The following is a 22,486-nucleotide window of genomic DNA, read 5'->3' on the forward strand; positions in this document are numbered from 1 at the left end:
ATGCCCCCGCATTTAACTTGAGAATTTCACCCCACTTATTTACGAGGGGCGTGTAGGCGCAACAGGTTTGTTTTCGAACAGTTCTAAATTCTAGAAATTGCAAAAAGGGCTCCCTCTTAAGAGGAGTGGAGTAAAAATTCGCCAGATGACAACCAGCAAGAGAAAAGACGGACCGGCTTCCACGGCAAAACCCGACAGGCTTGGGCAGCTGAAACTGCTTGTCGCTTTTGATGCGTTGTTGCGGGAAGGTAGTGTCAGCCGCGCCGCGGCGGGCATGGGACTTCCAACATCATCGATGAGCCGGATCTTGCAGCAGCTACGGGAAAAATACGGGGATCAGCTCTTTCTCCGCACCGGCCAAGGCCTGCGCCCCACCCCCTTTGCCGAAACCATGCGCCTGCGCATCCGCTCCCTGGCGGCAGAGGCCGAAAATCTGATCGATTACTCGCAGGAAGAACCCGAGGCGCCGGCCACCATCAATAAGAGCGGCTGGGAGCAGCCGGCATTGATGAAAGCACCGCCACTTTCCCTTCGCCCCAGCATTCTTCTTGAAGGTCAGCCGACGCCGGAAAACATTGCCGAGCGTCTCGCCCGCATCGGCCACAATTCCGCCCCACAGGAACGGCTCGCCAAGTATATTGCAACGTCTGCGATGGGAATAGGCAACAGCCGTCCGCTCAGCCAATCGGAGGCGACGGATGCACTGTCGATCATTCTGGAAGGGGATGCCGATCCGATACAGATCGGGGCACTGCTCGCCACCATGCATTATCGCGGCGTGACAGCGGCCGAACTGGCCGGCTTCATCCAGGCGACGTGGCGACATGTCGGGCGAGACCGCTACCGGCCTGTCACCGTCGATCTCGACTGGCCGGCTTATATGTCCCCCAAACACCGCGACGCGCCATGGTTCGTGCATTCCGCCCGCCTCGTTTCCATGGCGGGGTACAGGGTGCTGTTGCACGGCCATGTTGGTCAGGGCGAAAATGGCGGCAAGCTTGAACGCGCCGCACAAGCCTGCAGTATTCCCCTTTGCCGTTCGCTTTCGCAGGCGGCCGAGGCCACGTCATCCGAAGGGATCGCCTATCTCCCCCTGGGCGGCCTGTCTGTGCAATTCCAGAGCCTGCTCAGTCTCCATGGCATTCTGGAAATGCGCCTGCCGGTGCATACTGTCGTCCACCTTCTCAATCCACTGCGCGCAAGGAGCACCATTATAGGGCTTGCCCGTCCGGCCTATCAGGAGCTGCATCGCGATACCGCCCGCCTGCTCGCCGTGGAGAATCTCGCCATACTCGGTAACACGCGGGATTTCGCACAGTTCACGCCATTCCGCAGCACACGGATTTTCGGTCTTTCAAGCGGAAGGGACGTGGAGGTCCTGGTCCCCGCCCGCGAAGCACCGCCTGCCGAAATGCCAACCATGTTTACCACCTTCGAATATTGGCGTGCAGTCTGGACAGGAGCCGCGAAAGACGAAAGGGCGGAAACCATCATCATATCCACCGCCGCCGCCGCGTTGATGCTCGTCAATGACATGGGGCTTTCCTTTGACGAAGCTTACGCGAAAAGCCTCAAGCTCTGGAACGAGAGGACGCGCAATCTGGTCAGCGTCTGAGCATTCGAGATCACGCCGTGGCGACTGACTTTTTCAAAGCCAGATATTCCCACAGGGCAACAAGCAGCAGAATACCCGTGCTGGCCAGCTGCAGGATGAATAGCGGAATGCCCGGCACCGGCAACAATAGGCAGAGCGCTGCCACGCCCGCAAAATGCGAGACGGGGCGCTGATAGGTCGCTGCGATCTTGACACCGATATTGCCTGCCAGAAAGAGGACGGGACCACCGACGATTGCGATGGCCTCCCTTATCGTTGCGGCCTCGTGGGCGTGGGACAGGCTGAAATCCTCTCCCACCGCCGTCAGAATGATACCGGCGACGATTGGCAAATGTCCGTAATTGAAGAGATTATGGGCGATCTTCGCCTTCTCGTCGGCGTTCTCGGCTTTTCTGGAGGCTTCCGCCTGTCCGTGATGGAAGTAAATCCACCACATCGCGACGGTGCTGATGAATGCGGAGCAGAAAACGACAAATGTCAGCCCGGAGTTCATATATTCGGTTGCCGTCCGGCCAGTGGTCAGAATTGTTTCCCCCAGACAGATGATGACAAACAGGGCGCAACGTTCCGCCAGATGCTCTCCAGAAAGATGCAGACTGTCGTCATCGCGAGAACGCAAGCCGGGGACAACATAGCGGCAGGCCGGACCGGCATACTCGATTGCGAGCGCCATGCCCCACAGGAGAATGCGTTCCCCCAGATCGCAAAACCCGCCTGCCAGCCAGAACAGGCTCGAGATGGCCAGCCAGATCGTCACCCTCACGAACACCAGAAACGACTGCCGGTCTTCATCCCTGAAGGCATAGAGAGCAAACAGGCTTCGACCGATCTGCATGACGCTGTAAATCAGCGCGAAGACCAGGCCCTGTTCGGCAAAGGCTTCCGGCAAGGCGATGGCCAGCAGTACACCGCCAAACATCAGCACGAAGAGCAAAATCCTGACCGGTTCTTTCTCAGTATTCAGCAGATTGGTGATCCAGGTGGTGTGTATCCACAGCCACCACAGGGACAATATCAGGATGCCGGCTTCCAGCACCGCCGTTGGCCCAAAGTCTTTCGCCAGAGAATGGGATAATTGAATAAGAGCGAAAACGAAAACCAGATCAAAGAACAGCTCAGGAAATGTCGCCTTTCCCGTCTCCTGGCCGTCATGCCGGATCCAGCTTTCTGCCCTCGGCGCCCGTCGGGAAATCTGGGTTCTTGTTCTCATTCTGCTTCCGTTTGCGGAGCATAGATCATCGCAATCCCTCGCTGTCGCAAGACGTGGGTTTCAGCCCCGGTATTGTTATGATCTGACCCGCGGCCGGGGAATTCCAGCCCACGCGCGCTGTCGGGAAGGAACTGCGGTCCCACCAGCCGCACCGTTTTTCCGGAGACATCAATAATGTAACTTTGGGCGGAAGGCGCCGATGAAACCGCTGCGTTACCGTCTTTTTTATCTTCCAGCCGGCTGATTTCCAGGGACTGGGAAAATACCGGCACGACCATTACGCAGACGAGGCCGGCGGCGAGAAAGAGGGGCTTGGGTAACATCGAAATTCCCTGACGCTTTTATCTGCGCCAATAACAGCCATCCCCTGCATTTGTTCCGCACAGCTTCAGGTATCGCCGTCAAGGTAAGTGCGGTATTGCACGTAATCACCGCTCGATCGCCCATCGACGACTTCAGGCGGCCGCCCCTCGCCCCCTGGGAGATAGCCGGTGTCTTCGAGGACTGATTTCACGAGCTCTGCAATTGCAATATGTCGGGGCAGAGCTTTATCCGCCATGTAAAGGGCGACGGCCAGTTCTATATCATCCGGAAATGTCATGAGCGTGGCGTTCCGTTAAACCATCGACTGGAACGCGCAGTGCCAGGGAAAGTTCAATTCGTCGGCGCCAAGGTAGCGCGGATTGGCGACATATCGCGGAACTTTTTTCGAGGGAGGAACTTCTGCCCGAACATCCACAGCCTGATGTTCACCGTACGATTTTCATCCCGGCCCCGTCGCCATCTAACTGATGCCGGAAGGCGGTGAGACGGCTACTTCGCATTTAAAATGCTCCAGACTCAAGCAATTGAAACCAATCACGGAAACGCGCAAACGAAAGCTAAATTGGACTTAACTTTCGTTACTGTGCATTAACCATGGGAAGCCCCGATCGGACACAAAGTGTTCTACCAGCTTCGTTCCAACGAATCTTTTGGTGTTTGCGTGGACATCAAGAATCTAACCGCGTAGCCGGTTTTTCGCAAGCTGCCGCCGCTCCGCTCATCACGCCCTCATGATCTCGTTCCCGCTTCCTGCTTGTCTGTTCGGCCACGCAGTTGCGCCGTGAGCATGGCCTTGAGATCGAAACTGCCTTCCTGGGCCTTACGTGTGAGATTGCGCAGATATCCGCCAAGCGAACTGATTTGATCAGCCTTCTGCAACAGGCAAGCGAGGATGGCCGCTGTTCCCTGCCTCCCGAAGGTGGCCAAAGCATCCTGATAGGCCGACTGGCTGATGCTGAACATGGTTCTGATGACGGAAGTTGCCACCTCCATATCTCTCCAGCCAGTCACCGCACCTCCAGGTGCATAGAGGGAAATATCGGGGCACGCTTTCAAAACCAAAACAATATCAGGAACAAAAAATTGCTTATGAAGATCGTTCCTGGGTGTTGGCTTTGGAGGTGTGACACCAGCGACCGCGGCATCTGCGGATGTGGACGCGATTGTTGCAGCAGTTCGAACCGGCGCGGCATCCTCCAATTCCTGCGGTTCAGATATGGATTCGGATTCTGAATTCTTTATGAGGCGCTCATTTTGGCAGTCATTGCCGCTCAAATTTTCCGATTTTTCAAGATTTTCCAGATAGTTGGTCACTTCTGCGCGGAGTGAAGCCAGAAAACCGGCGATTTCCTTGAGTTCAGCTGTCTTCGAATTGCGCCCTAGAGCCCGCGCGATGTCGTTGTAGCGGGCCTGAAACCCGTCAAAGATCTCGATCTTGCCGCTGGCAGCAATCATTTCGCAGAGTTTCTGGATGTCCCGCCGGCAGAGGCTGATCGTCTCGCGAAGCCGTTGAAGATCGAGCCGTTCGCGAATGATGCGTTCGGCCAGTTCCTCTATTTCCGTTTTACGGGCAAGAAGCGGTGCGAGTGAGAACCCGTAGGCTTCGCTGATCTCGCCACCCCTGTGCTTCCGTGCGTAACGTTTCCCATTCGGGCTGTCTTTGCGGATGATGAGGCCGGCTTCGACAAGAGCCGAAAGATGCCGGCGCAATGTCTGTTCCGCCATGCCATGTGCCCTGAGCGACAACTGCGTATTGGATGGAAACACCACCAATCCGGCTTCGCTGGAAAGCTCATTTTTGGGATAAAAGCTCAGGAGCGCGTTCAGAACGGCAAGCGAGCGATCGGTTACGCCGAGCAGCGGTCTTGCTTCACAGACCGACCGATAGAGTTTCCATTTGTCGACTGCTTCGCACTTTCTGTTTTTCTGCGCGGCAAACTGGGTTGCGAGCACGCCAAACGACATCGCTCGCCGCCCAAAGGGCGTCGTTACACATGTGCTGTCCATGTCTTTCACCTTTCACAAGGCAAAAGAAAATCGCTCACCGAAAAATTCGATGCCAAGACTCTTGACTATGATTCGCGGAAATGAGATTCTTCGGGTGCTTAAATCAAAGAAAGGCTTCCGCGCGGCAACGTTCGGGGGCTTTTTTCTTTTGTGATGCGTCTCCTGTTAGTCGTTCGGGTTAGAAATCACTGCTTGGACCGATACTCGGCAAACAGCGTCTGAAGATGTTCCAGAACGAATTCGGCAAATTCCGGTGCTTCGTTCTTGTCGATCGATATATCGAGCTTCCGGTCGCTCTCGACCACTTTCGCCAGGCGACCGCCCGTATCCGAAGACCATACGCCGGTTTTCTTGACCTGTGTCTTTGGCTTCAAAAAGTCTAGAAGCGCCTTGAAGCGTTCTTCGGAAGGAAGCGAGGCAACCGCCGGTTCGCTGACATATGCGCGGGCCGCCTCCTTGACCTGTGAGGAGGAAAGCTGGTCGGCAAGATCCATCCAGTTGCGGCGGCCGACAGTGGGTGCGGGGCCTATGAGATCGACCAGATCCTCTGGAATGCGTCCAACGACCGAAAGCATATTGGACAGATCGCCCTTATGAAGCGACATTGCCGCCATGATCGTGTCTCGAGGGAACCGCATCTGCAGTTTCTGCGCAAAGCGCGCTTTCTCGATATAGGTCAGGTCGCGGCGTTCGTTATTTTCCTGGCCCTGGGCCACCACCAGCTGTTCATCGCTGAGATCCCGCACAACGGCCTTGACCGGAATTCCAAGACTTGAAACGGCGCGAAGGCGGCGATGACCGAAGGCGACCTGATAACGGCCCGGGAAATCGGGATGCGGGCGCACGAGAATCGGCACCTGCTGCCCCTGCTCACGAATTGCCTCCACCAGACCGGCATCGGCCTCTTCGGAAGCGGGCATACGATCCGGTATGAAGGAGGGATCGATATCCGCGGGGTCGAGAGAGACAATCGTCAGTCCTTCGGCGAGCTGCTTTTCAATGGCTTCAGCCCGTTTGGCGCGCTCCGAGACTTCATTCAGCGATTGACCGATCATACCGACGGGGGAATTCAAAACATCCGTCACCAGCTCAGGGGAGCCGAGGATAGGCCTGATACGGGGTCGCGAACGCTCCGGCGTGGTATCGTTGTTGTCGGTACCCGGTGTGCCAAGATTTGCGAAGATCTGTTTTCTGCTCATGCTGCCCTACCCCACGCTTTTTTAATCAGTCCTTCGATTTCAGCGTTCACATTGTTCATAGCTTCCAGCGCGCGATCATAGGTCGACCGGGTGAATTGCGTCCTCTCCACTTCGAAGAGAGTCTGGTTGGTCAATCCAGCGTCCGAGACCGCCGTGCTTTTCAGCATCGGATGATTGAGGACGTTTTCACCAAAGATCGATCGCAGGAAAGCGACCATCTGGTTCTGCGGCCCGTCGCTCGGTTCGAAACGGGTGATCAGGTAACGCATCCAGTTATAATCCGACCGAGCACCGGCCCGGCCAATTTCCGCCAGAAGGTCGCCGGTCATGGCGAGGAACTGGTTCATCGACATCACGTCAAGCATCTGCGGATGGACGGTGACGAGCACCGATGTCGCCGCTGTCAGAGCCGAAAGCGTCAGATAACCGAGTTGCGGTGGGCAATCGATGACGACAACGTCGTAGAAATTTTGCGCTTGGGCGATCGCCTGGCCGATACGGGCGAAAAACAGCGTGTCACCCGGTGCACGGCGCATCAGCGCACGCGGAGTATCGTGTTCGAACTCCATAAGTTCCAGATTGCCAGGAACAATGTGGAGATCGGGAATATAGGTGCCACGGACAATCTCGGCGATGGGGCGGCGTTCATCGTCATAACGAATCGCGCCATAAAGCGTCTCGTTCGGCCCGACATCAATCTCGGGCTGGTGACCAAAAAGCGCGGAAAGGCTGGCCTGGGGGTCGAGATCGATGGCAAGAACCCGATAGCCACGTAGTGCCAGATATTGCGCCAGATGGGCAGAGGTGGTTGTCTTTCCCGAACCGCCCTTGAAATTCATGACGGCGATGACCTGTAACTCTTCGCCCTCCCGGCGGTGGGGCAGGTAGCGGCGTGTGCCACGCGCACCCTGGTCCAGAAAACCCCTGATATCGCGCATGTCTTCTACGGAATAGGAGCGACGCCCGGATACCTGCGCGGCATCAAGCTCAGGCAACTCGGAAGCGATCTGGCGCAGATAGGCTTCGCCAATGCCGATGAGCTTTGCGGTCTCCGCCGGAGAGAAATGCCGCATGCTCTTTTCGGTATGGGGGGAAAATGTATTTGCGTTATGCGCCTGCAACTGGGCTGACAACGCAGCCGAATGCTGTTGTATAAGACTCGTCAGGTCAGGTGCTCCTGCGGCACGTCTTAAATCGGCACTCTGTGTCATCGGTCTTCTTTCGCTCGAAATTGCAGTAGCGGTTTTTTTCGAAAAAGGCGGTTTTTTCCGCAACTGAGATATAAGCGCCGATTCTCTTTTTGGCGCAATAGGCTTTTTTCTCATGTGCAGAGGCGCCGCTAAAGCATTGTGGAAGAATCATTTTTTCCTTCTTGGCGTTTTCTGGTTTGCCGCGGCTAACTTGGCCTCGTTTTCCCTCCCTCCCTCCCTCGCCCTCTCGGCTTGAGTTATTGCAGCAGGTGGGCCGGAAGTTTGCCGCGGCTAACTTTCGCTATCTTCCGGCTAGGGCAGGGCAGTTGGGAAATTCAAGGGTGGACATTCGCAGCTGGTTAATCTCTACTGCATGACTAGAGTATGGGATGCCTCGCGCCGGTTGCCGGGCAATTCCATTGTCGTTGGTTGGAGGATTGAATGTCCTATGACGTCGCTCTAGTCGGTTCGGGTTTCTCGGCCATTTGTACAGCAGCCCATCTCCTGTCATCACTGCCAGCGGAGGCGTCGATTGCCATCGTTGGTGACGAGTCGGATTTTGGCCGCGGAACCGCCTATCGCACGGAACTACCCTATCATCGGCTGAATGTGCCTGCGGGGCGTATGAGCGTCTTCCCGGACCGCCCGGACGATTTTGTCGAATGGTTGGCGCAGAACGGGCTGGGAAGCGATCCCCTTCTATTCGCGTCGAGGGGCGATTATGGGCTCTATTTGCGGGACCGGCTCGCCAGTCTTCTCAGAAGCCGGGAACAGCGGGCGCGTGTGGATTTTATTCGGGCGAAGGCATCCGCTTGGCGGCCCGAATCACAAGGCGGCTTTACCTTCACCCTGGAAAATGGCGAGACATTGCAGGCACGCAATGTCGTTCTGTGTCTCGGCGTTGGTGCTGCAAGTTTGCCGGTGCAAACTGTCGCAAAACGTGAAGAGGGCGTGCAGCGCGTGGTGAGCCATTGCTGGCAGCCGGGATGGTTGTCCCGGGTGAAGAGCGGGGATCGTATCTGTATCCTTGGTTCCGGCCTCACGATGATCGATCAGGTGTTGACGCTGCGCGGAAAAGGTCACCGGGGCCCGATCCATGTCCTGTCCCGCCGTGGGCTCATTCCGCATCCGCATGTTAGTCCGCCTGTGCCGCCGAGCGCTCCGCGTCTGCCTGAAAGTTCTACTGAGATAAGTGAGCTATTACGATCTCTCCGTCAACAGGTGGCCAACGGGGCGCCATGGCGCTCGGTTATGGACGGTTTGCGGCCAAAAACACAATCGCTATGGCAGAGCCTCAGCTCACAGCAACGCGCAAGGTTTTTGCGGCATGCGCTGCCTTGGTGGAATATCCATAGACATCGCATCGCGCCTGAAGTGCATGACGCCTTTGACAGGCTGTTGTCAGACGGCGTTCTCACTATCCACGCGGGTTATCTCCAGGCGATCGATGAACGGGAGGAGAGCATCTCCATTCGTTATCGCGTTCGGCATACACAGATGATTAAGGAACTGCAGGTCGATTGGGTCATCAATTGCACCGGCATGGAACGCGCGGGTATCGGCCACTCTCGCCTTCTGGAAAGCATGCGATCTGACGGGGTGCTTCGGCTCGATTCCTTTGGCCTTGGTGTCGAGGTCGACGGCGACTCCCGGCTGCTTCGCACGGATGGCCAGGCATGGCCAGGTCTCTTCGCCGTCGGCGCGCTGACGGCAGGCCGGTTCTGGGAAATTACCGCCGTTCCGGATATACGGATCCAGGCTCGTGATATAGCGCATTTCATCACTGACAGAGTGATCGGTAAGCGCCTCATATCCGCGCAAGGCTGATGCCTGTTGCGGACCCAACAATGGTGCCGGACTCTCCGGCCTCCTCACTTATACTGCGTAGTTTGCCGCGGCAAACTCGTCGGTTGAGTCACGGTCACCGCGTGGATGACGCTCTTTGGCCTGGATGCAATAGGTCATATTCGACGCGTGGCGAAAAATCGCCGGCCGTTAAGTAAGTATCCGCAACATTCAAAAAATGTCGCGAAAAGCGAACGAATCTCATCATTTGCTAAATAATTTACATGGGTTATGGAGTATCGTCGTTAAACCGGCTATAAATGCAAGAAAAATTGAACATCATGAAAATAATTTGCGAGGCTTGAATGGTGAAAAATAAGTTGGTGCGGTTCGAGGTCGCAGATAGCCAGGCCGGTGGGCAGCGTCGGCCCTTCGCCAAGGCCGTCCGGGCCGGTGATTTCGTCTATGTGTCCGGACAGGTGCCCACCATTGATGGCGAAGTGGTGACTGGCGGTATCGTCGCCCAGACCGAGCAGGTGGTGGCCAATCTCAAGGATGTCCTGGCGCTGGCTGATTGTACGCTTGCCGATGTGGTGAAGGTGAATGTCTGGCTGGATGACGCCAGGGATTTCTCCAGTTTTAACGCCGTGTTCCAGAAACATTTCATCGATCATCCGCCTGCACGCTCAACCGTACAATCCCCGCTGATGGTTGACGCCAAGGTGGAAATGGACGTTATCGCTTATAAGCCTTTGGCTTAAGTATCTGATTTATTTCGCTTAGAGAGCATATGATGACCTATCCATGGCCTGACGAGGGCGCAAAGCTTGATGCCATTTCGACGCCAATGCCGGTGATCGACGAAGACCGGCTTGCCGCAAATATAAAGAAAGCGCAGGCCTATCTCGACAGTCATGGCAAGGCCTTCCGGCCGCATATCAAGACACACAAGATACCGGCCATCGCCCGACAGCAGCTTCAGGCCGGCGCTATAGGCATCAATTGCCAGAAAGTTAGCGAAGCGGAGGTTTTCGCAGACGCCGGTTTTGACGATATCCTGATTACCTACAATATTCTTGGTGCCGCGAAACTGTCGCGGTTGAAAGCGCTGAATGCCCGTATAGCTCAGCTGAGCGTCGTTGCTGATAGCGACGTGACGGTTGCCGGCCTCGCTGCCACATTTGATGAGGGGCGGCCGCTCGCCGTGCTTGTTGAATGTGATACCGGCGGAAAGCGTTGCGGTGTGCAGACACCGGAGGCGGCAGCGGCACTTGCTGAGAAAATCGTCGCCGCGCCGGGACTTATATTCAAGGGTATCTTGACCTATCCGGCACCGGGCGGAGCTGAAAAGGTGGAAAGCTTCCTGCGCGACACCATGGCGCTGCTTGCGGCAAAAGGCGTGGACTGCCCGGTTCGTTCCAGCGGCGGCTCGCCGGACTTCTATGCAGCGCATCTCGTTCCCTCTGCAACCGAACACCGGGCAGGCACCTATGTCTATAATGACCGGGCGATGTTGCGTGCCGGCCATTGCACGGCCGATGATCTGGCAATGCATGTTCTCGCTACCGTTGTTTCGCGGCCTGCAGCGGACCGCGCCGTGCTTGATTGCGGCTCCAAGGCTTTGACCTCCGATCTCCTCGGCTTCAACGATTATGGGCTGATCGAAGGCCATGAAGGCGCAAAAATCATCTCACTCTCTGAAGAACACGCGGTTGTCGATCTTTCCGGCTGCGCGTCCGGCGGTCCCCGGATCGGCGATGTCGTCAGGGTCGTACCGAACCATACATGCGTCGTCAGCAACCTTTTCGACAGGATGGTGTTCCATCGAAACGGCGTTGTTACCCGCGTCGAAGAGGTCGCTGCACGCGGCACGGTCTGGTAATGTTACCCGGCTAATTAACTTGAGGAAACGAGCTCAGCCCGCAGGCAGCTCCGGCAACGAGACCCCATAAATGCGCATATTCACGGCGTCGCTCGCCACCGAAACCAACACGTTTTCACCTGTTCCCACGGATATGGATGCCTTTCGTGCGGCTTTCTATGCCGGGCCGGGTGAACATCCGGACACGCCGACGCTCTGCTCCTCGCCGGTCCCCATTCTGCGGCGCCGCGGCAAGGCGGAAGGGTTCACGGTCATCGAGGGCACGTCCTGCTGGGCGGAGCCTGCCGGCCTCATCCAGCGCCAGACGTATGAAACACTGCGCGACACCATTCTTTCGGAGCTCCGGGCAGCCCTGCCGGTCGATGCTGTGGTTCTTGGCCTGCATGGCGCCATGGTGGCGCAGGGCTATGACGATCCTGAAGGGGATTTCCTGTCGCGGATGCGGGCAATGGTGGGCCCGGACGTCTTGATTGCGGCGGAGTTCGATCCCCATAGCCATCTCACGGCATTAAGGGTTGAAAGCCTAGATATCATGGCGACGTTCCTGGAATTTCCCCATACCGATTTTGAGGAACGCGGCGAACATGTCGTCGAAATGGCGTTGCGTACTCTGCGCGGCGAAATCAGGCCCGTCATCTCGACTTTCGATTGCCGAATGATCACCATTTATCCGACCAGCCGTGAGCCGATGCGTTCTTATGTGGACCGGCTGAAGGCGATGGAGGGCAAAGACGGTATTCTCTCCATCTCCGTTATTCATGGATTCATGGCAGGTGATGTACCGGACATGGGCACACGCATCGTCGTTGTTACGGATGACGACAGGACCAAAGGGGACGCGCTGGCCGAAAAGCTGGGCCGTGAACTTTATGCCATGCGCAGGCTGACCGCCATGCCGATGCTGGATACGGAAGCTGGTCTCGACCAGGCCGTTGCCATTCGCAGCGCAAATTCGCAAAGGCCGGTGGTGGTTTCGGATATATGGGACAATCCCGGCGGCGGTGTCGCGGGTGACGCGACCCACATTCTGCGCCGCATGGTAGAGCGCGGCATGGACAGGATCGGCGTCGCGACGATCTGGGATCCCATCGCAGTCTCTTTTTGCCATGCAGCGGGGGAGGGCGCAGAGCTCGATCTTCGCATAGGTGGCAAATCCAGTCCGCAGGGCGGCGATCCGCTGGATTTCCGAGTAATGGTTATGCGCACCGTCGAGACGGGCTGGCAGAGTTTCCGTAATAGTCGCGTCACGCTCGGCCGCGCCGCCGTTGTCCGGCCGCTCGGCACCGAAATCGACATCATTCTCATTACCAGTCGAACGCAAACTTATGAGCCGGATATCTTTTCCAATCTTGGAATCGATTTCGCGAAAAAAGACCTGTTGCTCGTCAAGTCGACCAACCATTTTCACGCGGGTTTTGCGCCGATCGCTTCAGAGATCGTCTATATCGCGGCCCCGACCTCCTATCCCACCGACCCGGCAAAAACACCTTACCGCAAGGCAAGCCTTGGCCTATGGCCACGGGTTGCCGACCCGCTCGGTCTCGATTGAGGGAAGCAGCTTAGACCTGATCAAACGTCACGACGAAGAAACGACCATCTTCTTCCATGCCCTTCACTGCAAATCCGGCGCCGCGCTCCAGCAAGAGGCTGTCGCGTCGCTGCAAATGCACCGTTTGGCCGGCCGATGAGACGCTGACGGGATCAACGGCAAAAATTATTGTCGCCGTTGAGCCTGTCGACTGGACAGTGAGTGTGGTGCGGTGTCTTTCGACGCGATGCGAATATTGCTCGCGACGGGACATGACATTGAGATCGACGATGGGACCATCTGCCAAAACGGCGTCCACCGGAACATCCGCGGCGAAGGGCAGGGGATCGCTTGCCATCGTCAACGCCACCGGCTCGCGTGCGTCGATGCTGAGGCTCATGCCTTTCCCTTCGAGGATGCAAAGGGTGCGATCAACTCCGGGAAATATGGAAAATGGCCCGTCTTGCGCAACGTTCGCCATGCTGATGCGCCAGTCGAAATCCGCCATAGAGGCTTTTGCGGGATGAACGATGATCTCCGTCGTTACACCGCCGCCGTTTTTCCAGGGCATTGATGTATAGGCGGTGTTTTCTAGGTGTCTCATCTTCTGCATTCCCTGGTCGTTTGTCTGGACGATGGCACTATTTATCGCGGTCGCCAGCGATACGTTGTTCAAGCTTTTTTTGCGCGGCGCGTAGATCAACACTTTTTCCGGCGAGTTTTTCGATTGCCGCGACCACAAGATCACGCGCAACGTAGTCCGACTTGTGTCCGAGATTCCTCACAATGATCAAGCTCGACCCATCAATAGCGCGTGCAAGCTGGCGGGAATGAATTTCCGGTGAAACAACATTGTCGGTGTCGCCGGTTATAATGACGGTCGGCGCCTTGATTTTGGAGTAGTTCGGTGAGGCGCTCCGCGCCCATGTGTTCAGCGCGGCGACTTCCTGCGCGTTATGGCGAAAAGCCTGCGGTCTCAACGCCCCCCATGCGCGCGTTGCCTCCACATAGCCAGGAGGACGATGATTGGGGGCGAAAACCCCGCGCGTCGCCCGGTCGAGCGCAAGGAAACCCACGGGCGGTGCGACGAAGATCGAAAAAAGCGGGCCTGTCACCCGGGCGCTTGCCGCCGTGTAATACCAGGCGATGCCTCCAGGCCAAGGGTAAACCGCCGGAGAAAGAAACACCAGGCCCGACACCATCTCCGGGTGGCGAAGCGCGAATGCCGCGGTAATGGCTCCGCCAAAGGAGTGGCCGACGATGATGGCCTTGCGGATGCCGCGCTTTTTCATCAGTTGAGCCACGGCGTCGGCCTGTCCGTCGGGCAGGATATTATCTTTGCCGCCGATGTCGGAACTGCCATGGCCCGGCCTGTCGACGAACAGAAGTTTTGCGCGACCGCGGAATTTGTCCGCAAAGGACAACAGCGGGTCGTAGAGACTTGCGCTCGCGCCATGCAGGAAGACGATCGGTGGCAGCTCTGCCTGCTCTTGCGGTTCCAGCAACAGGCTGTTGAGCTTATATCCGCCAACATCGATTCTTACCGGCACAGGCTCTTGGGCCTGGGAGGATGCAGGAACGGTCAAAGAAAAAGCCGGAAAAATTGCACCAACCAAAAAGCTGAAGGCAAGTGAAATACGCCGTGGTGACATGCTGTCTTCCGCACTCCATTAAAGCTTGCCGCGCCGTTATAGACGCTAAAAATGATCGGCTATGACCGACCAACAGCTAACAACGAGAAAATCGAACCGGAAGTTTCAGTCAAAGGAGCGTTGGGTAATGCCCTGAGGCTTTGCCGACGCAAGGTCGGAATGCCGCGCGGCGATGGACCACGCGGCACGCTCATCAATTGCCGAGAATACCGGGCAGACGCAGCCCCCGCTCCTTGGCGCATTCCACGGCAATCTCGTAACCCGCATCGGCATGGCGCATGACGCCGGTTGCCGGATCATTCCACAGAACACGCTCGATCCGACGCGCGGCGTCGTCGGTGCCATCGCAGCAGATGACCATGCCGGAATGCTGGGAAAAGCCCATGCCAACACCGCCGCCGTGATGCAGCGATACCCAGGTTGCACCGGATGCAGTGTTAAGCAGTGCGTTAAGCAGCGGCCAGTCCGACACGGCATCGGAACCGTCCTTCATGGATTCGGTCTCGCGGTTGGGCGAGGCGACGGAGCCAGAATCGAGATGGTCGCGGCCGATCACGATGGGCGCCTTCAGCTCACCGTTCCTGACCATTTCATTAAAGGCAAGCCCGAGACGATGGCGGTCGCCGAGCCCCACCCAGCAAATGCGGGCAGGCAGGCCCTGAAACGCGATGCGTTCGCGCGCCATATCCAGCCAGTTGTGCAGGTGTTTGTTGTCGGGCAGTAGTTCCTTCACCTTGGCGTCGGTCTTGTAGATGTCCTCCGGGTCACCGGAAAGTGCCGCCCAGCGGAACGGCCCGATGCCTCGGCAAAACAGCGGGCGAATATAGGCCGGCACGAAGCCGGGGAAAGCGAAGGCGTTTTCCAGCCCTTCGTCCTTTGCGACCTGGCGGATATTATTGCCGTAATCGAGCGTCGGAACGCCGGCATTCCAGAAATCGACCATGGCCTGGACGTGAACTTTCATGGAGGCGCGAGCGGCAGCGGCAACGGCCTGTGGATCACTCTCCTGTTTGGCGCGCCATTCGGCCACGCTCCAGCCGGCAGGCAGATAACCATGGATCGGGTCGTGCGCCGAGGTCTGGTCGGTCACGATATCGGGCCGGATGCCGCGACGGAAAAGTTCCGGGAATATCTCCGCCGCGTTGCCGATCAGGCCGACGGACTTGGCCTCGCCGGCCTTGGTCCATTGATCGATCAGCGCCAGCGCCTCATCGAGTGTATGCGCCTTCGCATCAACATAACGGGTGCGCAGACGGAAATCGACGCGGGTTTCATCGCATTCGACGGCAAGGCAGCAGGCGCCGGCCATGACGGCGGCGAGCGGCTGCGCGCCGCCCATACCACCGAGACCGCCGGTCAGGATCCATTTGCCCCTGAGATTACCGCCATAATGCTGGCGGCCAGCCTCCACGAAGGTTTCGTACGTTCCCTGCACGATGCCCTGGGTGCCGATGTAAATCCACGAACCAGCGGTCATCTGGCCGTACATGGCCAGGCCCTTCTTATCCAGCTCGTTGAAATGATCCCAGGTGGCCCAATGCGGCACCAGATTCGAATTGGCGATCAGCACGCGCGGCGCATCCTTGTGGGTGCGGAAGACGCCGACCGGCTTGCCGGACTGCACGATCAGGGTCTCGTCCTCGTTCAAATCCTTCAGCGTCGCGACGATGCGGTCGAAATCGTCCCATGTGCGGGCGGCGCGGCCGATGCCGCCATAAACCACCAGCTCATGCGGTCGCTCGGCAACATCAGGGTCAAGATTGTTCATCAGCATGCGCAGCGGCGCTTCCGTCATCCAGCTTTTGGCATTGAGCTCGGTGCCCTGCGGTGCGCGAACGTCGCGAATATTATGGCGCGGATTGTTCATAAGATTTCCCCTTATCGTTTCGTGTCGAGCGCAAATTCTTCCATGCGCGTGAGAATCGTCTTGAGATGCTGGCGAAGGCGTTCGGCTTTGCCCGCGTCATAAGCAAAAGGCGGCACCTCGCTTTGCAGATGCGTGGATTGTGCCAGCTCCATCTGGATTGCGTGCACGCCTTTCTGCGGCCTGCCATAATGGCGCGTCGTCCAGCCACCCTTGAAGCGGCCGTTCAGAACGCTGTCGTAACCTTGCGCGGCGGCGGTGGCCTCAACGGCGATGTGTTCGATGGCGGGATCACAGGTTCTGCCCATATCCGTGCCGATGTTGAAATCCGGCAGCTTGCCTTCAAAGAGGAAGGGGATGTGCGAACGGATCGAATGGCAATCATAGAGAATGGCGATCCCATGGATGCTCTTGATCCGCTCGATCTCGGCCGCAAGAGCTGCATGATAGGGCGCGTGGAAGGTTTCCAGACGGTCCGCAATGTCATCCGGCGTGGGTTCCTGCCCTTCATTCCAGATAGGCTTGCCGTCGAAATCGGTGTCCGGAACCAGCCCGGTCGTGTTCTGGCCCGGATAAAGGCTCACCCCGGCCGGGTCGCGGTTGGCGTCGATGACATAACGATGGAACGTCGCCCTCACGGTTGTCGCGTTTTCCAGAAGCCCGGCATAAAGCTCATGGATGTGCCAGTCCGTATCGGCCAGAATTTTGCCGTTGTCGTTGAGGCGGCTCCAAATCTCCGCCGGAACATCCGTGCCGGTGTGAGGCAGACCGAGTATGATCGGCGAAGTGCCTTGGTGAAGGGCAAAGGGAGTCTTCATCGATTGCCTCTCTTTTCCGTGGGTTTAGCCCCTGCAAGAAGAGAGTTGGCGAAGGTTAAAACGTGCCTCATCTCAAGCCTCCAGCTTCGGCAGGATGCCGTCCGAAATCGTGGCGACCAACGCACCGGAGGCGATCAACTCCGCCGCCGCCTTGAGATCCGGCGCCATATAACGGTCTTCCTCCAGCGAAGGGATTGCGGCCCGTAGCACGGCAATGGCCTTTTGCAGTTCCGGGCTGGTTTTCAGCGGCCCGCGCAGTTCCACGCCCTGAACGGCTGAAAGCGCCTCGATCCCGAGGATGGCGAATAGATTGTCGGTCATCGGCAAAAGTCGCCGCGCTCCGTGGCAGGCCATGGAGACATGGTCTTCCTGGTTGGCCGAGGTTGGCGTCGAATCCACCGAGGCTGGATGTGCCATCTGCTTGTTCTCGCTCATCAGCGCTGCGGACGTGACTTCGGCGATCATGAGCCCTGAATTCAGCCCCGGCTTCCTGGAAAGGAAAGCGGGCAGGCCATAAGAAAGCGCCGGATCGACCAGTAGCGCGACACGGCGTTGTGCGATGGCCCCGATCTCGCAAATCGCGAGCGCCGTCTGGTCGGCGGCGAAGGCCACCGGTTCGGCATGGAAATTGCCGCCGGACACGACGGAATTGTCAGAAAGCACCAGAGGATTGTCGGTCACCGCATTGGCTTCGATTTCCAGTGTGCGGGCCACCTGCCGCAGGAGGTCAAGGCAGGCGCCATCCACCTGCGGCTGGCAGCGGATGCAATAGGGATCCTGCACCCGCTCATCGCCTTCGATGTGGCTGATGCGGATTTCGGAGCCGTCGAGCAGGCTGCGAAGCGCAGATCCCGCGTCGATCTGCCCCTTGTGGCCCCGCAGGCTGTGAATATCCGGGTGAAATGGAGCGGAAGACCCCATGGCGGCGTCCGTGGAAAGTGCGCCGGTAATCAGCGCAGCCTGCGCGGCGCGATGGGCGCGAAAAAGCCCGGCAAGCGCCAGTGCGGTGGAGGTTTGCGTGCCATTGATCAGGGCAAGCCCTTCCTTGGCGGCGAGAACCACCGGCGTCAGCCCGGCTTTCGTCAGCGCCTGGCCGGCGGGCAGCAGAGCGCCCTGATAAAAAGCCTCACCCTCGCCCATCATTACCGCCGCCATATGGGCAAGCGGCGCGAGATCGCCGGAAGCGCCCACGGAACCCTTTTCGGGAATGACGGGAATAACGCCCTGTTCCAGCATGGCCTCGATCAGCCGCACCAGTTCCAGCCGCACGCCGGAAGCGCCGCGGCCAAGCGAAATCAGCTTCAGCGCCATGATCAGCCGAACCACATTTTCAGGAAGCGGCGCGCCTACCCCGCAGCAATGCGACAGGATGAGATTGCGCTGCAGCGTTGCCACGTCGGCTGCATCGATCTTGATGGAGGCAAGTTTTCCGAAACCGGTATTGATGCCATAGACGGGGGCATTACCCGCGGCAATCTCGGCAATGCGGGCAGCCGCCTTTTCGATGCCGGCGTCGAACGAGCGGTCCAGCTTCGCGGAGCCGTTGTTCCAGTAGATGCCGGCCAGGTCGGCCAGGGCCACGTTGCCGGGGTGAAGCGTAATGGTCGTCATGGTCATGGAGAAACCTTCTGTCCCTTGAATATGCGGGCATGGAGCGGATTGAAACCGATGCGATAGACAAGCTCGGCCGGGCGTTCGATATCCCAGATTGCAAGATCAGCGGATTTCCCGGCCTCCAGCGTGCCGGTTTCCGCAAGCAGGCCAAGCGCCTTGGCGGCATTGCGCGTTGTCGCTGCCAGGCATTCCTCCACGGTCATACGGAAAAGCGTTGCACCCATGTTCATGGTCAAAAGCAGGGAAGTGAGCGGTGAGGTGCCTGGATTGCAGTCGGTGGCGAGGGCGATTGTCGCGCCTGCATCGCGCAATGCCTGCATCGGCGGAGCCTGTTTTTCACGAAGCGCATAAAAGGCGCCGGGCAACAGTACGGCCACGGTTCCCGCCTTGGCCAGTGCCCTGGCGCCTGATTCATCCAGATATTCCAGATGATCGGCGGAAAGCCCGCCGCAGGAGGCGGCAAGCGCTGCGCCACCCAGGTTGGAAAGCTGCTCGGCATGCAGCTTGACGGGCAGACCAAGCTGCCGCGCCTTTTCAAAAACGCGTGCTATCTCTTCGACGGAGAATGCGATGCCTTCGCAGAAGCCGTCCACCGCATCGACCAGCCCTTCCGCCTGTGCTTTTTCCAGCCCGGGCAAAACGACATCGGTGATATAGTCACCGTTCCTACCCTTATATTCAGCAGGCGTTGCATGGGCGGCCAGATAGCTGGTGACGATCCGCACCGGCCGCAGCGTCTCCAGCCTGCGGGCAACACGCAGCATTTTCAGTTCGGTATCTATATCGAGGCCGTAACCGGATTTGATTTCGATCGTCGAGACGCCCTCGGAAAGAAGCGTATCGAGACGGGGGAGCGCTTGCGCCATCAAGACATCCTCTGAAACCGCGCGCGTGTCGCGCACGGAGGACACGATGCCGCCACCCGCCTTGGCGATCTCTTCATAAGTCGCGCCATTCAACCGCATTTCGAATTCCATGGCGCGGTTGCCGCCAAAGACCAGATGGGTGTGGCAATCTATCAGAGCGGGAGTGATCCAGCGCCCATCGCAATCGGTGATTTGCTCGGCGGCGGCGAGATAAGCGGGCAGATCGCTCTCCGGGCCAGCAAATGCGATGCGACCGCTGCTGACGGCGATCACGCCTTTTTCGATTGCGCCGATGCCTTCCCTCAATGGATCGAAGGTGGCCAGCCGGGCATTACGCCACAAGGCCGTTGCGTTTCCCATCGCCGCTCCCTTTGCAGATTTGTTCCCGGGCATTGCTTTTCGCCTTTCCTTTATGGCGTAAATGTATATACATAATAACCGGCTTGGCAAGCCGCATTTTCTGTTCGAAATGGCCTTGCCCGATGTCGTAACAAGAGGAGAGGGTGGTATGACGGCAATTCACGCGGGTGCGGCACTTCTCAGCGGCGGGTGGGCGCAGGATGTCCGTATCGTCTGTGATGGCGGGGTTGTTTCATCGGTCGAAACCGGTGTTTCTCCCGAGCGGCAGGATGAACGCCATGCCGTCATCGTTTCGGCCATGCCCAATCTTCACAGCCACGCCTTCCAGAGGGCCATGGCTGGACTTGCCGAAATCCGCGGGCCTGCCGACGACAGTTTCTGGAGCTGGCGCACGGTCATGTATAAATTCGCCCTCTCCATGACGCCTGACCATGTCGAGACCGTTGCCGCACAGCTTTATATGGAAATGCTGGAGGCCGGTTTCGGCAGGGTCGGAGAATTCCATTACCTGCACAATGACAGGGACGGTTCACATTACGGAAATATCGCCGAAATGGCGGAGCGTATAGGCGCTGCCGCTGCCCAAACGGGTATAGGCCTGACATTGCTGCCGGTCTTTTACGCGCATTCCGGTTTCGGCGGTCAGCCGCCAATCGACGGGCAGAAACGTTTCATCCATTCGATTGACAGTTACGAGAAGCTGATGCAGGGCGCACAGGCTGTCGTCAAATCCCTTCCGGGTGCGGCGCTTGGCATCGCGCCGCACAGCCTGCGCGCTGTGACCGGTGATGAGCTTGCGGCCATCGTGCCGCTCGCAAAAGACGGGCCGATCCATATTCACGTGGCGGAACAGATCAAAGAGGTCGAGGACTCCCTCGCTTTTTCCGGTGCGCGGCCAGTGGAATGGCTTCTCGGGAACGCGCCGGTCGATAAGCGCTGGTGCCTCATCCACGCCACGCATATGACGCAAGCGGAGATACGCCGCATGGCACGGAGCGGCGCGGTTGCGGGCCTCTGCCCTGTCACGGAGGCCAATCTCGGCGACGGTGTCTTCCACGCTCCGGATTTTCTCGCGGAAGACGGACATTTCGGTGTCGGATCCGACTCCAATATTCTCATCTCGGTTTCTGAAGAGCTGCGCACGCTGGAATATTCCCAACGTCTGTCTCGGCGCGCGCGTAATGTCATTGCCGACGCGGGCAGTTCCACCGGGGAAAAACTTTTCCAGGCGGCGCTGGAAGGCGGTGGCGGGGCACTCATGTCAGAAAGTAGAATCGAAAAGGGAAAAAGCGCCGATCTTGTCGCGCTCGATATTTCGGCCGTGCCCTATCTTCCCGCGTCAAAGATCCTCGACCAATGGTTATTTGCAGGCAATGTCCGTGTCGATACCGTTTGGGTCCGTGGCGAAAAACAGGTGCAGGCGGGTCAGCATATCCGGCGCCGGGAAATTTCGGATCGTTTCAACCAGGTCATGGCCGAACTTCTTAATAGCTGATATGGGCTCGGCGAGAACGAGAAAGAGCCCGTGCGGAAAGGTATCACGGACGTGACAAAGGCATCGGCCGGACAGACCCTGCACCAGACGATCCTCAGCGATATAGAGGGGCGGATCGTCTCGGGGGAATGGCCGCCCGGTTACAGGCTGCCGTTCGAGGTCGATCTTGCCACCCATTATGACTGCTCGCGCATGACAGTGAACAAGGTCATGAGTCAGCTCGCCAAGGCGGGTTTGATCGAGCGACGCAAGAAATCCGGCAGTTTCGTTCGTCAACCGCAGATCCAGTCGGCAGTTCTCGAAATTCACGACATCAGGGCCGAGGTTGAATCCCTCGGTCTTGATTACGGTTTCAAGGTTCTGAAGTGCACGCAGCGTACGGCAACGAAAGACGACCGTACACGGCTTGAGATGGCGGCCGGCGCGCCGCTGCTGGATATCGTCTGTCTTCACTTCGCGGGCGAGCGGGAATTCTGTATCGAGCAGCGCCTTGTCAACCTCGTAACGGTGCCGGAGGCTGCAGAAGCCGATTTCGGCGGCGTCGCGCCCGGCCCGTGGCTGCTCGGCCATGTTCCGTGGAGCAATGCCGAACACCGTATCAGTGCCGAAACGCCGTCGAAAGAGATTGCGCGCCTGCTGGCCATATCTGAGAAGCAGGCCTGCCTCGTCGTGGAGCGCCGGACGTGGAGCAATTCCGGCGCCGTCACCTATGTGCGGTTCACCTATCCCGGAAATGCGCACGCTCTTGTCGCCCGTTTCAGCCCGTCCGCGGATTGATCGTAAGGCTTAAACCCCTCTTATTGCGAACATGAAACCCCATATAGGCGAGGCATGCTATGCTTCCGGCAAAGTCGTGCTGGAATCATTAATCGTTGGTAATTAATACGATAAATTGGAAACTACCTTTTATTATCAGTAGCTTGACTGATTTTTTTAGAATTCGCATTTTCGCCTGTTGACTTGTTCGGTGGGGTTCTCTTATAAGTCCGCTCACTGAACGAGGGCGGCGGCGCTGCTGGCGACGAAGTCTTTCGTTCTAAATAAATCAAGGAATGAGCTGGTTGCTTGTTTGGTTTC

The 22,486-nt window shown here is 57.9% G+C and carries 19 protein-coding genes; 7 read left to right on the forward strand and 12 right to left on the reverse strand.

Going from position 1 to position 22,486, the window contains the following annotated elements:
- Window positions 1–145: 145 nt before the first annotated feature.
- Window positions 146–1,615: a glycosyl transferase family protein gene (locus WA845_RS25070; protein WP_112557219.1), complete on the forward strand. Its 1,470-nt coding sequence runs from the start codon at window positions 146–148 to the stop codon at window positions 1,613–1,615.
- 10 nt (window positions 1,616–1,625) lie between these two features.
- Here the strand turns inward: WA845_RS25070 and WA845_RS25075 are convergent, their stop codons facing one another.
- From WA845_RS25075 to repA, 6 genes are all read right to left on the reverse strand, one after another.
- Window positions 1,626–2,825 carry a low temperature requirement protein A gene (locus WA845_RS25075; RefSeq protein WP_045534587.1) on the reverse strand — a complete coding sequence of 400 codons (1,200 nt, stop codon included), beginning with the start codon at window positions 2,823–2,825 and terminating at the stop codon, window positions 1,626–1,628.
- The gene (locus WA845_RS25080) at window positions 2,822–3,148 is read right to left on the reverse strand and encodes a hypothetical protein (RefSeq protein ID WP_223215478.1); all 327 of its coding nucleotides are present in this window, start codon (window positions 3,146–3,148) and stop codon (window positions 2,822–2,824) included. The genes WA845_RS25075 and WA845_RS25080 overlap by 4 nt, the downstream gene beginning before the upstream one ends.
- Before the next feature lie 65 nt (window positions 3,149–3,213).
- Window positions 3,214–3,426, reverse strand: a complete 213-nt coding sequence (locus WA845_RS25085; protein WP_112557217.1) for a hypothetical protein — start codon at window positions 3,424–3,426, stop codon at window positions 3,214–3,216.
- 452 nt (window positions 3,427–3,878) lie between these two features.
- Entirely contained in the window at window positions 3,879–5,156 is a 1,278-nt protein-coding gene (gene repC, locus WA845_RS25090; protein ID WP_112557215.1) for a plasmid replication protein RepC, read from the reverse strand.
- Between the two features lie 185 nt (window positions 5,157–5,341).
- Entirely contained in the window at window positions 5,342–6,355 is a 1,014-nt protein-coding gene (repB, locus tag WA845_RS25095) for a plasmid partitioning protein RepB (RefSeq protein ID WP_112557213.1), read from the reverse strand.
- Window positions 6,352–7,566, reverse strand: a complete 1,215-nt coding sequence (gene repA / locus WA845_RS25100; RefSeq protein ID WP_022563274.1) for a plasmid partitioning protein RepA — start codon at window positions 7,564–7,566, stop codon at window positions 6,352–6,354. Before repA ends, repB begins: the two co-directional genes overlap by 4 nt.
- Window positions 7,567–7,986: 420 nt before the next feature.
- Between repA and WA845_RS25105 the strand changes: the two genes are divergently transcribed.
- The 4 genes from WA845_RS25105 to WA845_RS25120 all read left to right on the forward strand — a co-directional run bounded on the left by WA845_RS25105 (window position 7,987) and on the right by WA845_RS25120 (window position 12,761).
- Window positions 7,987–9,372, forward strand: a complete 1,386-nt coding sequence (locus tag WA845_RS25105) for an FAD/NAD(P)-binding protein (RefSeq protein ID WP_337322838.1) — start codon at window positions 7,987–7,989, stop codon at window positions 9,370–9,372.
- Between the two features lie 323 nt (window positions 9,373–9,695).
- Window positions 9,696–10,091, forward strand: a complete 396-nt coding sequence (locus tag WA845_RS25110) for a RidA family protein (RefSeq protein ID WP_022563271.1) — start codon at window positions 9,696–9,698, stop codon at window positions 10,089–10,091.
- A gap of 32 nt (window positions 10,092–10,123) precedes the next feature.
- Entirely contained in the window at window positions 10,124–11,212 is a 1,089-nt protein-coding gene (locus tag WA845_RS25115) for a D-TA family PLP-dependent enzyme (protein ID WP_003584894.1), read from the forward strand.
- A gap of 70 nt (window positions 11,213–11,282) precedes the next feature.
- Entirely contained in the window at window positions 11,283–12,761 is a 1,479-nt protein-coding gene (locus WA845_RS25120) for a M81 family metallopeptidase (protein WP_112557251.1), read from the forward strand.
- A 10-nt stretch (window positions 12,762–12,771) separates the two neighbouring features.
- Here the strand turns inward: WA845_RS25120 and WA845_RS25125 are convergent, their stop codons facing one another.
- The 6 genes from WA845_RS25125 to hutI form a co-directional block, all read right to left on the reverse strand.
- Window positions 12,772–13,344: a HutD/Ves family protein gene (locus tag WA845_RS25125; RefSeq protein WP_112557265.1), complete on the reverse strand. Its 573-nt coding sequence runs from the start codon at window positions 13,342–13,344 to the stop codon at window positions 12,772–12,774.
- Between the two features lie 37 nt (window positions 13,345–13,381).
- A complete protein-coding gene (locus tag WA845_RS25130) occupies window positions 13,382–14,392 on the reverse strand; it encodes an alpha/beta fold hydrolase (protein ID WP_112557253.1) in 1,011 nt (336 codons plus the stop codon).
- A gap of 193 nt (window positions 14,393–14,585) precedes the next feature.
- Window positions 14,586–16,259 carry a urocanate hydratase gene (gene hutU / locus WA845_RS25135; RefSeq protein WP_112557255.1) on the reverse strand — a complete coding sequence of 558 codons (1,674 nt, stop codon included), beginning with the start codon at window positions 16,257–16,259 and terminating at the stop codon, window positions 14,586–14,588.
- 11 nt (window positions 16,260–16,270) lie between these two features.
- Window positions 16,271–17,074: an N-formylglutamate deformylase gene (gene hutG, locus WA845_RS25140; RefSeq protein WP_112557257.1), complete on the reverse strand. Its 804-nt coding sequence runs from the start codon at window positions 17,072–17,074 to the stop codon at window positions 16,271–16,273.
- A 72-nt stretch (window positions 17,075–17,146) separates the two neighbouring features.
- The gene (gene hutH / locus WA845_RS25145; RefSeq protein ID WP_112557259.1) at window positions 17,147–18,691 is read right to left on the reverse strand and encodes a histidine ammonia-lyase; all 1,545 of its coding nucleotides are present in this window, start codon (window positions 18,689–18,691) and stop codon (window positions 17,147–17,149) included.
- A complete protein-coding gene (hutI, locus tag WA845_RS25150; protein ID WP_416220899.1) occupies window positions 18,688–19,914 on the reverse strand; it encodes an imidazolonepropionase in 1,227 nt (408 codons plus the stop codon). The genes hutH and hutI overlap by 4 nt, the downstream gene beginning before the upstream one ends.
- Before the next feature lie 148 nt (window positions 19,915–20,062).
- Between hutI and WA845_RS25155 the strand changes: the two genes are divergently transcribed.
- Together WA845_RS25155 and hutC are read left to right on the forward strand one after the other, a co-directional pair.
- Window positions 20,063–21,409: a formimidoylglutamate deiminase gene (locus WA845_RS25155; protein WP_112557261.1), complete on the forward strand. Its 1,347-nt coding sequence runs from the start codon at window positions 20,063–20,065 to the stop codon at window positions 21,407–21,409.
- Between the two features lie 30 nt (window positions 21,410–21,439).
- Window positions 21,440–22,186 (forward strand): histidine utilization repressor, encoded by a 747-nt coding sequence (hutC, locus tag WA845_RS25160; RefSeq protein WP_112557263.1) that lies wholly within the window; start codon window positions 21,440–21,442, stop codon window positions 22,184–22,186.
- Window positions 22,187–22,486 lie beyond the last annotated feature (300 nt).

The sequence above is a fragment of the Agrobacterium sp. CMT1 genome, from assembly GCF_037203725.1.
Classification (GTDB): domain Bacteria; phylum Pseudomonadota; class Alphaproteobacteria; order Rhizobiales; family Rhizobiaceae; genus Agrobacterium; species Agrobacterium pusense.

What these genes read in the sequence shown, in the direction of transcription:
- WA845_RS25080 (WP_223215478.1), bottom strand. Translation starts at nt 3,148, where the DNA reads ATGTTACCCAAGCCCCTCTTTCTCGCCGCCGGCCTCGTCTGCGTAATG.
- WA845_RS25125 (WP_112557265.1), bottom strand. Translation starts at nt 13,344, where the DNA reads ATGAGACACCTAGAAAACACCGCCTATACATCAATGCCCTGGAAAAAC.
- WA845_RS25105 (WP_337322838.1), top strand. Translation starts at nt 7,987, where the DNA reads ATGTCCTATGACGTCGCTCTAGTCGGTTCGGGTTTCTCGGCCATTTGT.
- repC (WP_112557215.1), bottom strand. Translation starts at nt 5,156, where the DNA reads ATGGACAGCACATGTGTAACGACGCCCTTTGGGCGGCGAGCGATGTCG.
- WA845_RS25085 (WP_112557217.1), bottom strand. Translation starts at nt 3,426, where the DNA reads ATGACATTTCCGGATGATATAGAACTGGCCGTCGCCCTTTACATGGCG.
- hutU (WP_112557255.1), bottom strand. Translation starts at nt 16,259, where the DNA reads ATGAACAATCCGCGCCATAATATTCGCGACGTTCGCGCACCGCAGGGC.
- WA845_RS25120 (WP_112557251.1), top strand. Translation starts at nt 11,283, where the DNA reads ATGCGCATATTCACGGCGTCGCTCGCCACCGAAACCAACACGTTTTCA.
- WA845_RS25130 (WP_112557253.1), bottom strand. Translation starts at nt 14,392, where the DNA reads ATGTCACCACGGCGTATTTCACTTGCCTTCAGCTTTTTGGTTGGTGCA.
- repA (WP_022563274.1), bottom strand. Translation starts at nt 7,566, where the DNA reads ATGACACAGAGTGCCGATTTAAGACGTGCCGCAGGAGCACCTGACCTG.
- WA845_RS25115 (WP_003584894.1), top strand. Translation starts at nt 10,124, where the DNA reads ATGACCTATCCATGGCCTGACGAGGGCGCAAAGCTTGATGCCATTTCG.
- repB (WP_112557213.1), bottom strand. Translation starts at nt 6,355, where the DNA reads ATGAGCAGAAAACAGATCTTCGCAAATCTTGGCACACCGGGTACCGAC.
- WA845_RS25155 (WP_112557261.1), top strand. Translation starts at nt 20,063, where the DNA reads ATGACGGCAATTCACGCGGGTGCGGCACTTCTCAGCGGCGGGTGGGCG.
- WA845_RS25075 (WP_045534587.1), bottom strand. Translation starts at nt 2,825, where the DNA reads ATGAGAACAAGAACCCAGATTTCCCGACGGGCGCCGAGGGCAGAAAGC.
- hutI (WP_416220899.1), bottom strand. Translation starts at nt 19,914, where the DNA reads ATGGGAAACGCAACGGCCTTGTGGCGTAATGCCCGGCTGGCCACCTTC.
- hutG (WP_112557257.1), bottom strand. Translation starts at nt 17,074, where the DNA reads ATGAAGACTCCCTTTGCCCTTCACCAAGGCACTTCGCCGATCATACTC.
- WA845_RS25110 (WP_022563271.1), top strand. Translation starts at nt 9,696, where the DNA reads ATGGTGAAAAATAAGTTGGTGCGGTTCGAGGTCGCAGATAGCCAGGCC.
- WA845_RS25070 (WP_112557219.1), top strand. Translation starts at nt 146, where the DNA reads ATGACAACCAGCAAGAGAAAAGACGGACCGGCTTCCACGGCAAAACCC.
- hutH (WP_112557259.1), bottom strand. Translation starts at nt 18,691, where the DNA reads ATGACCATGACGACCATTACGCTTCACCCCGGCAACGTGGCCCTGGCC.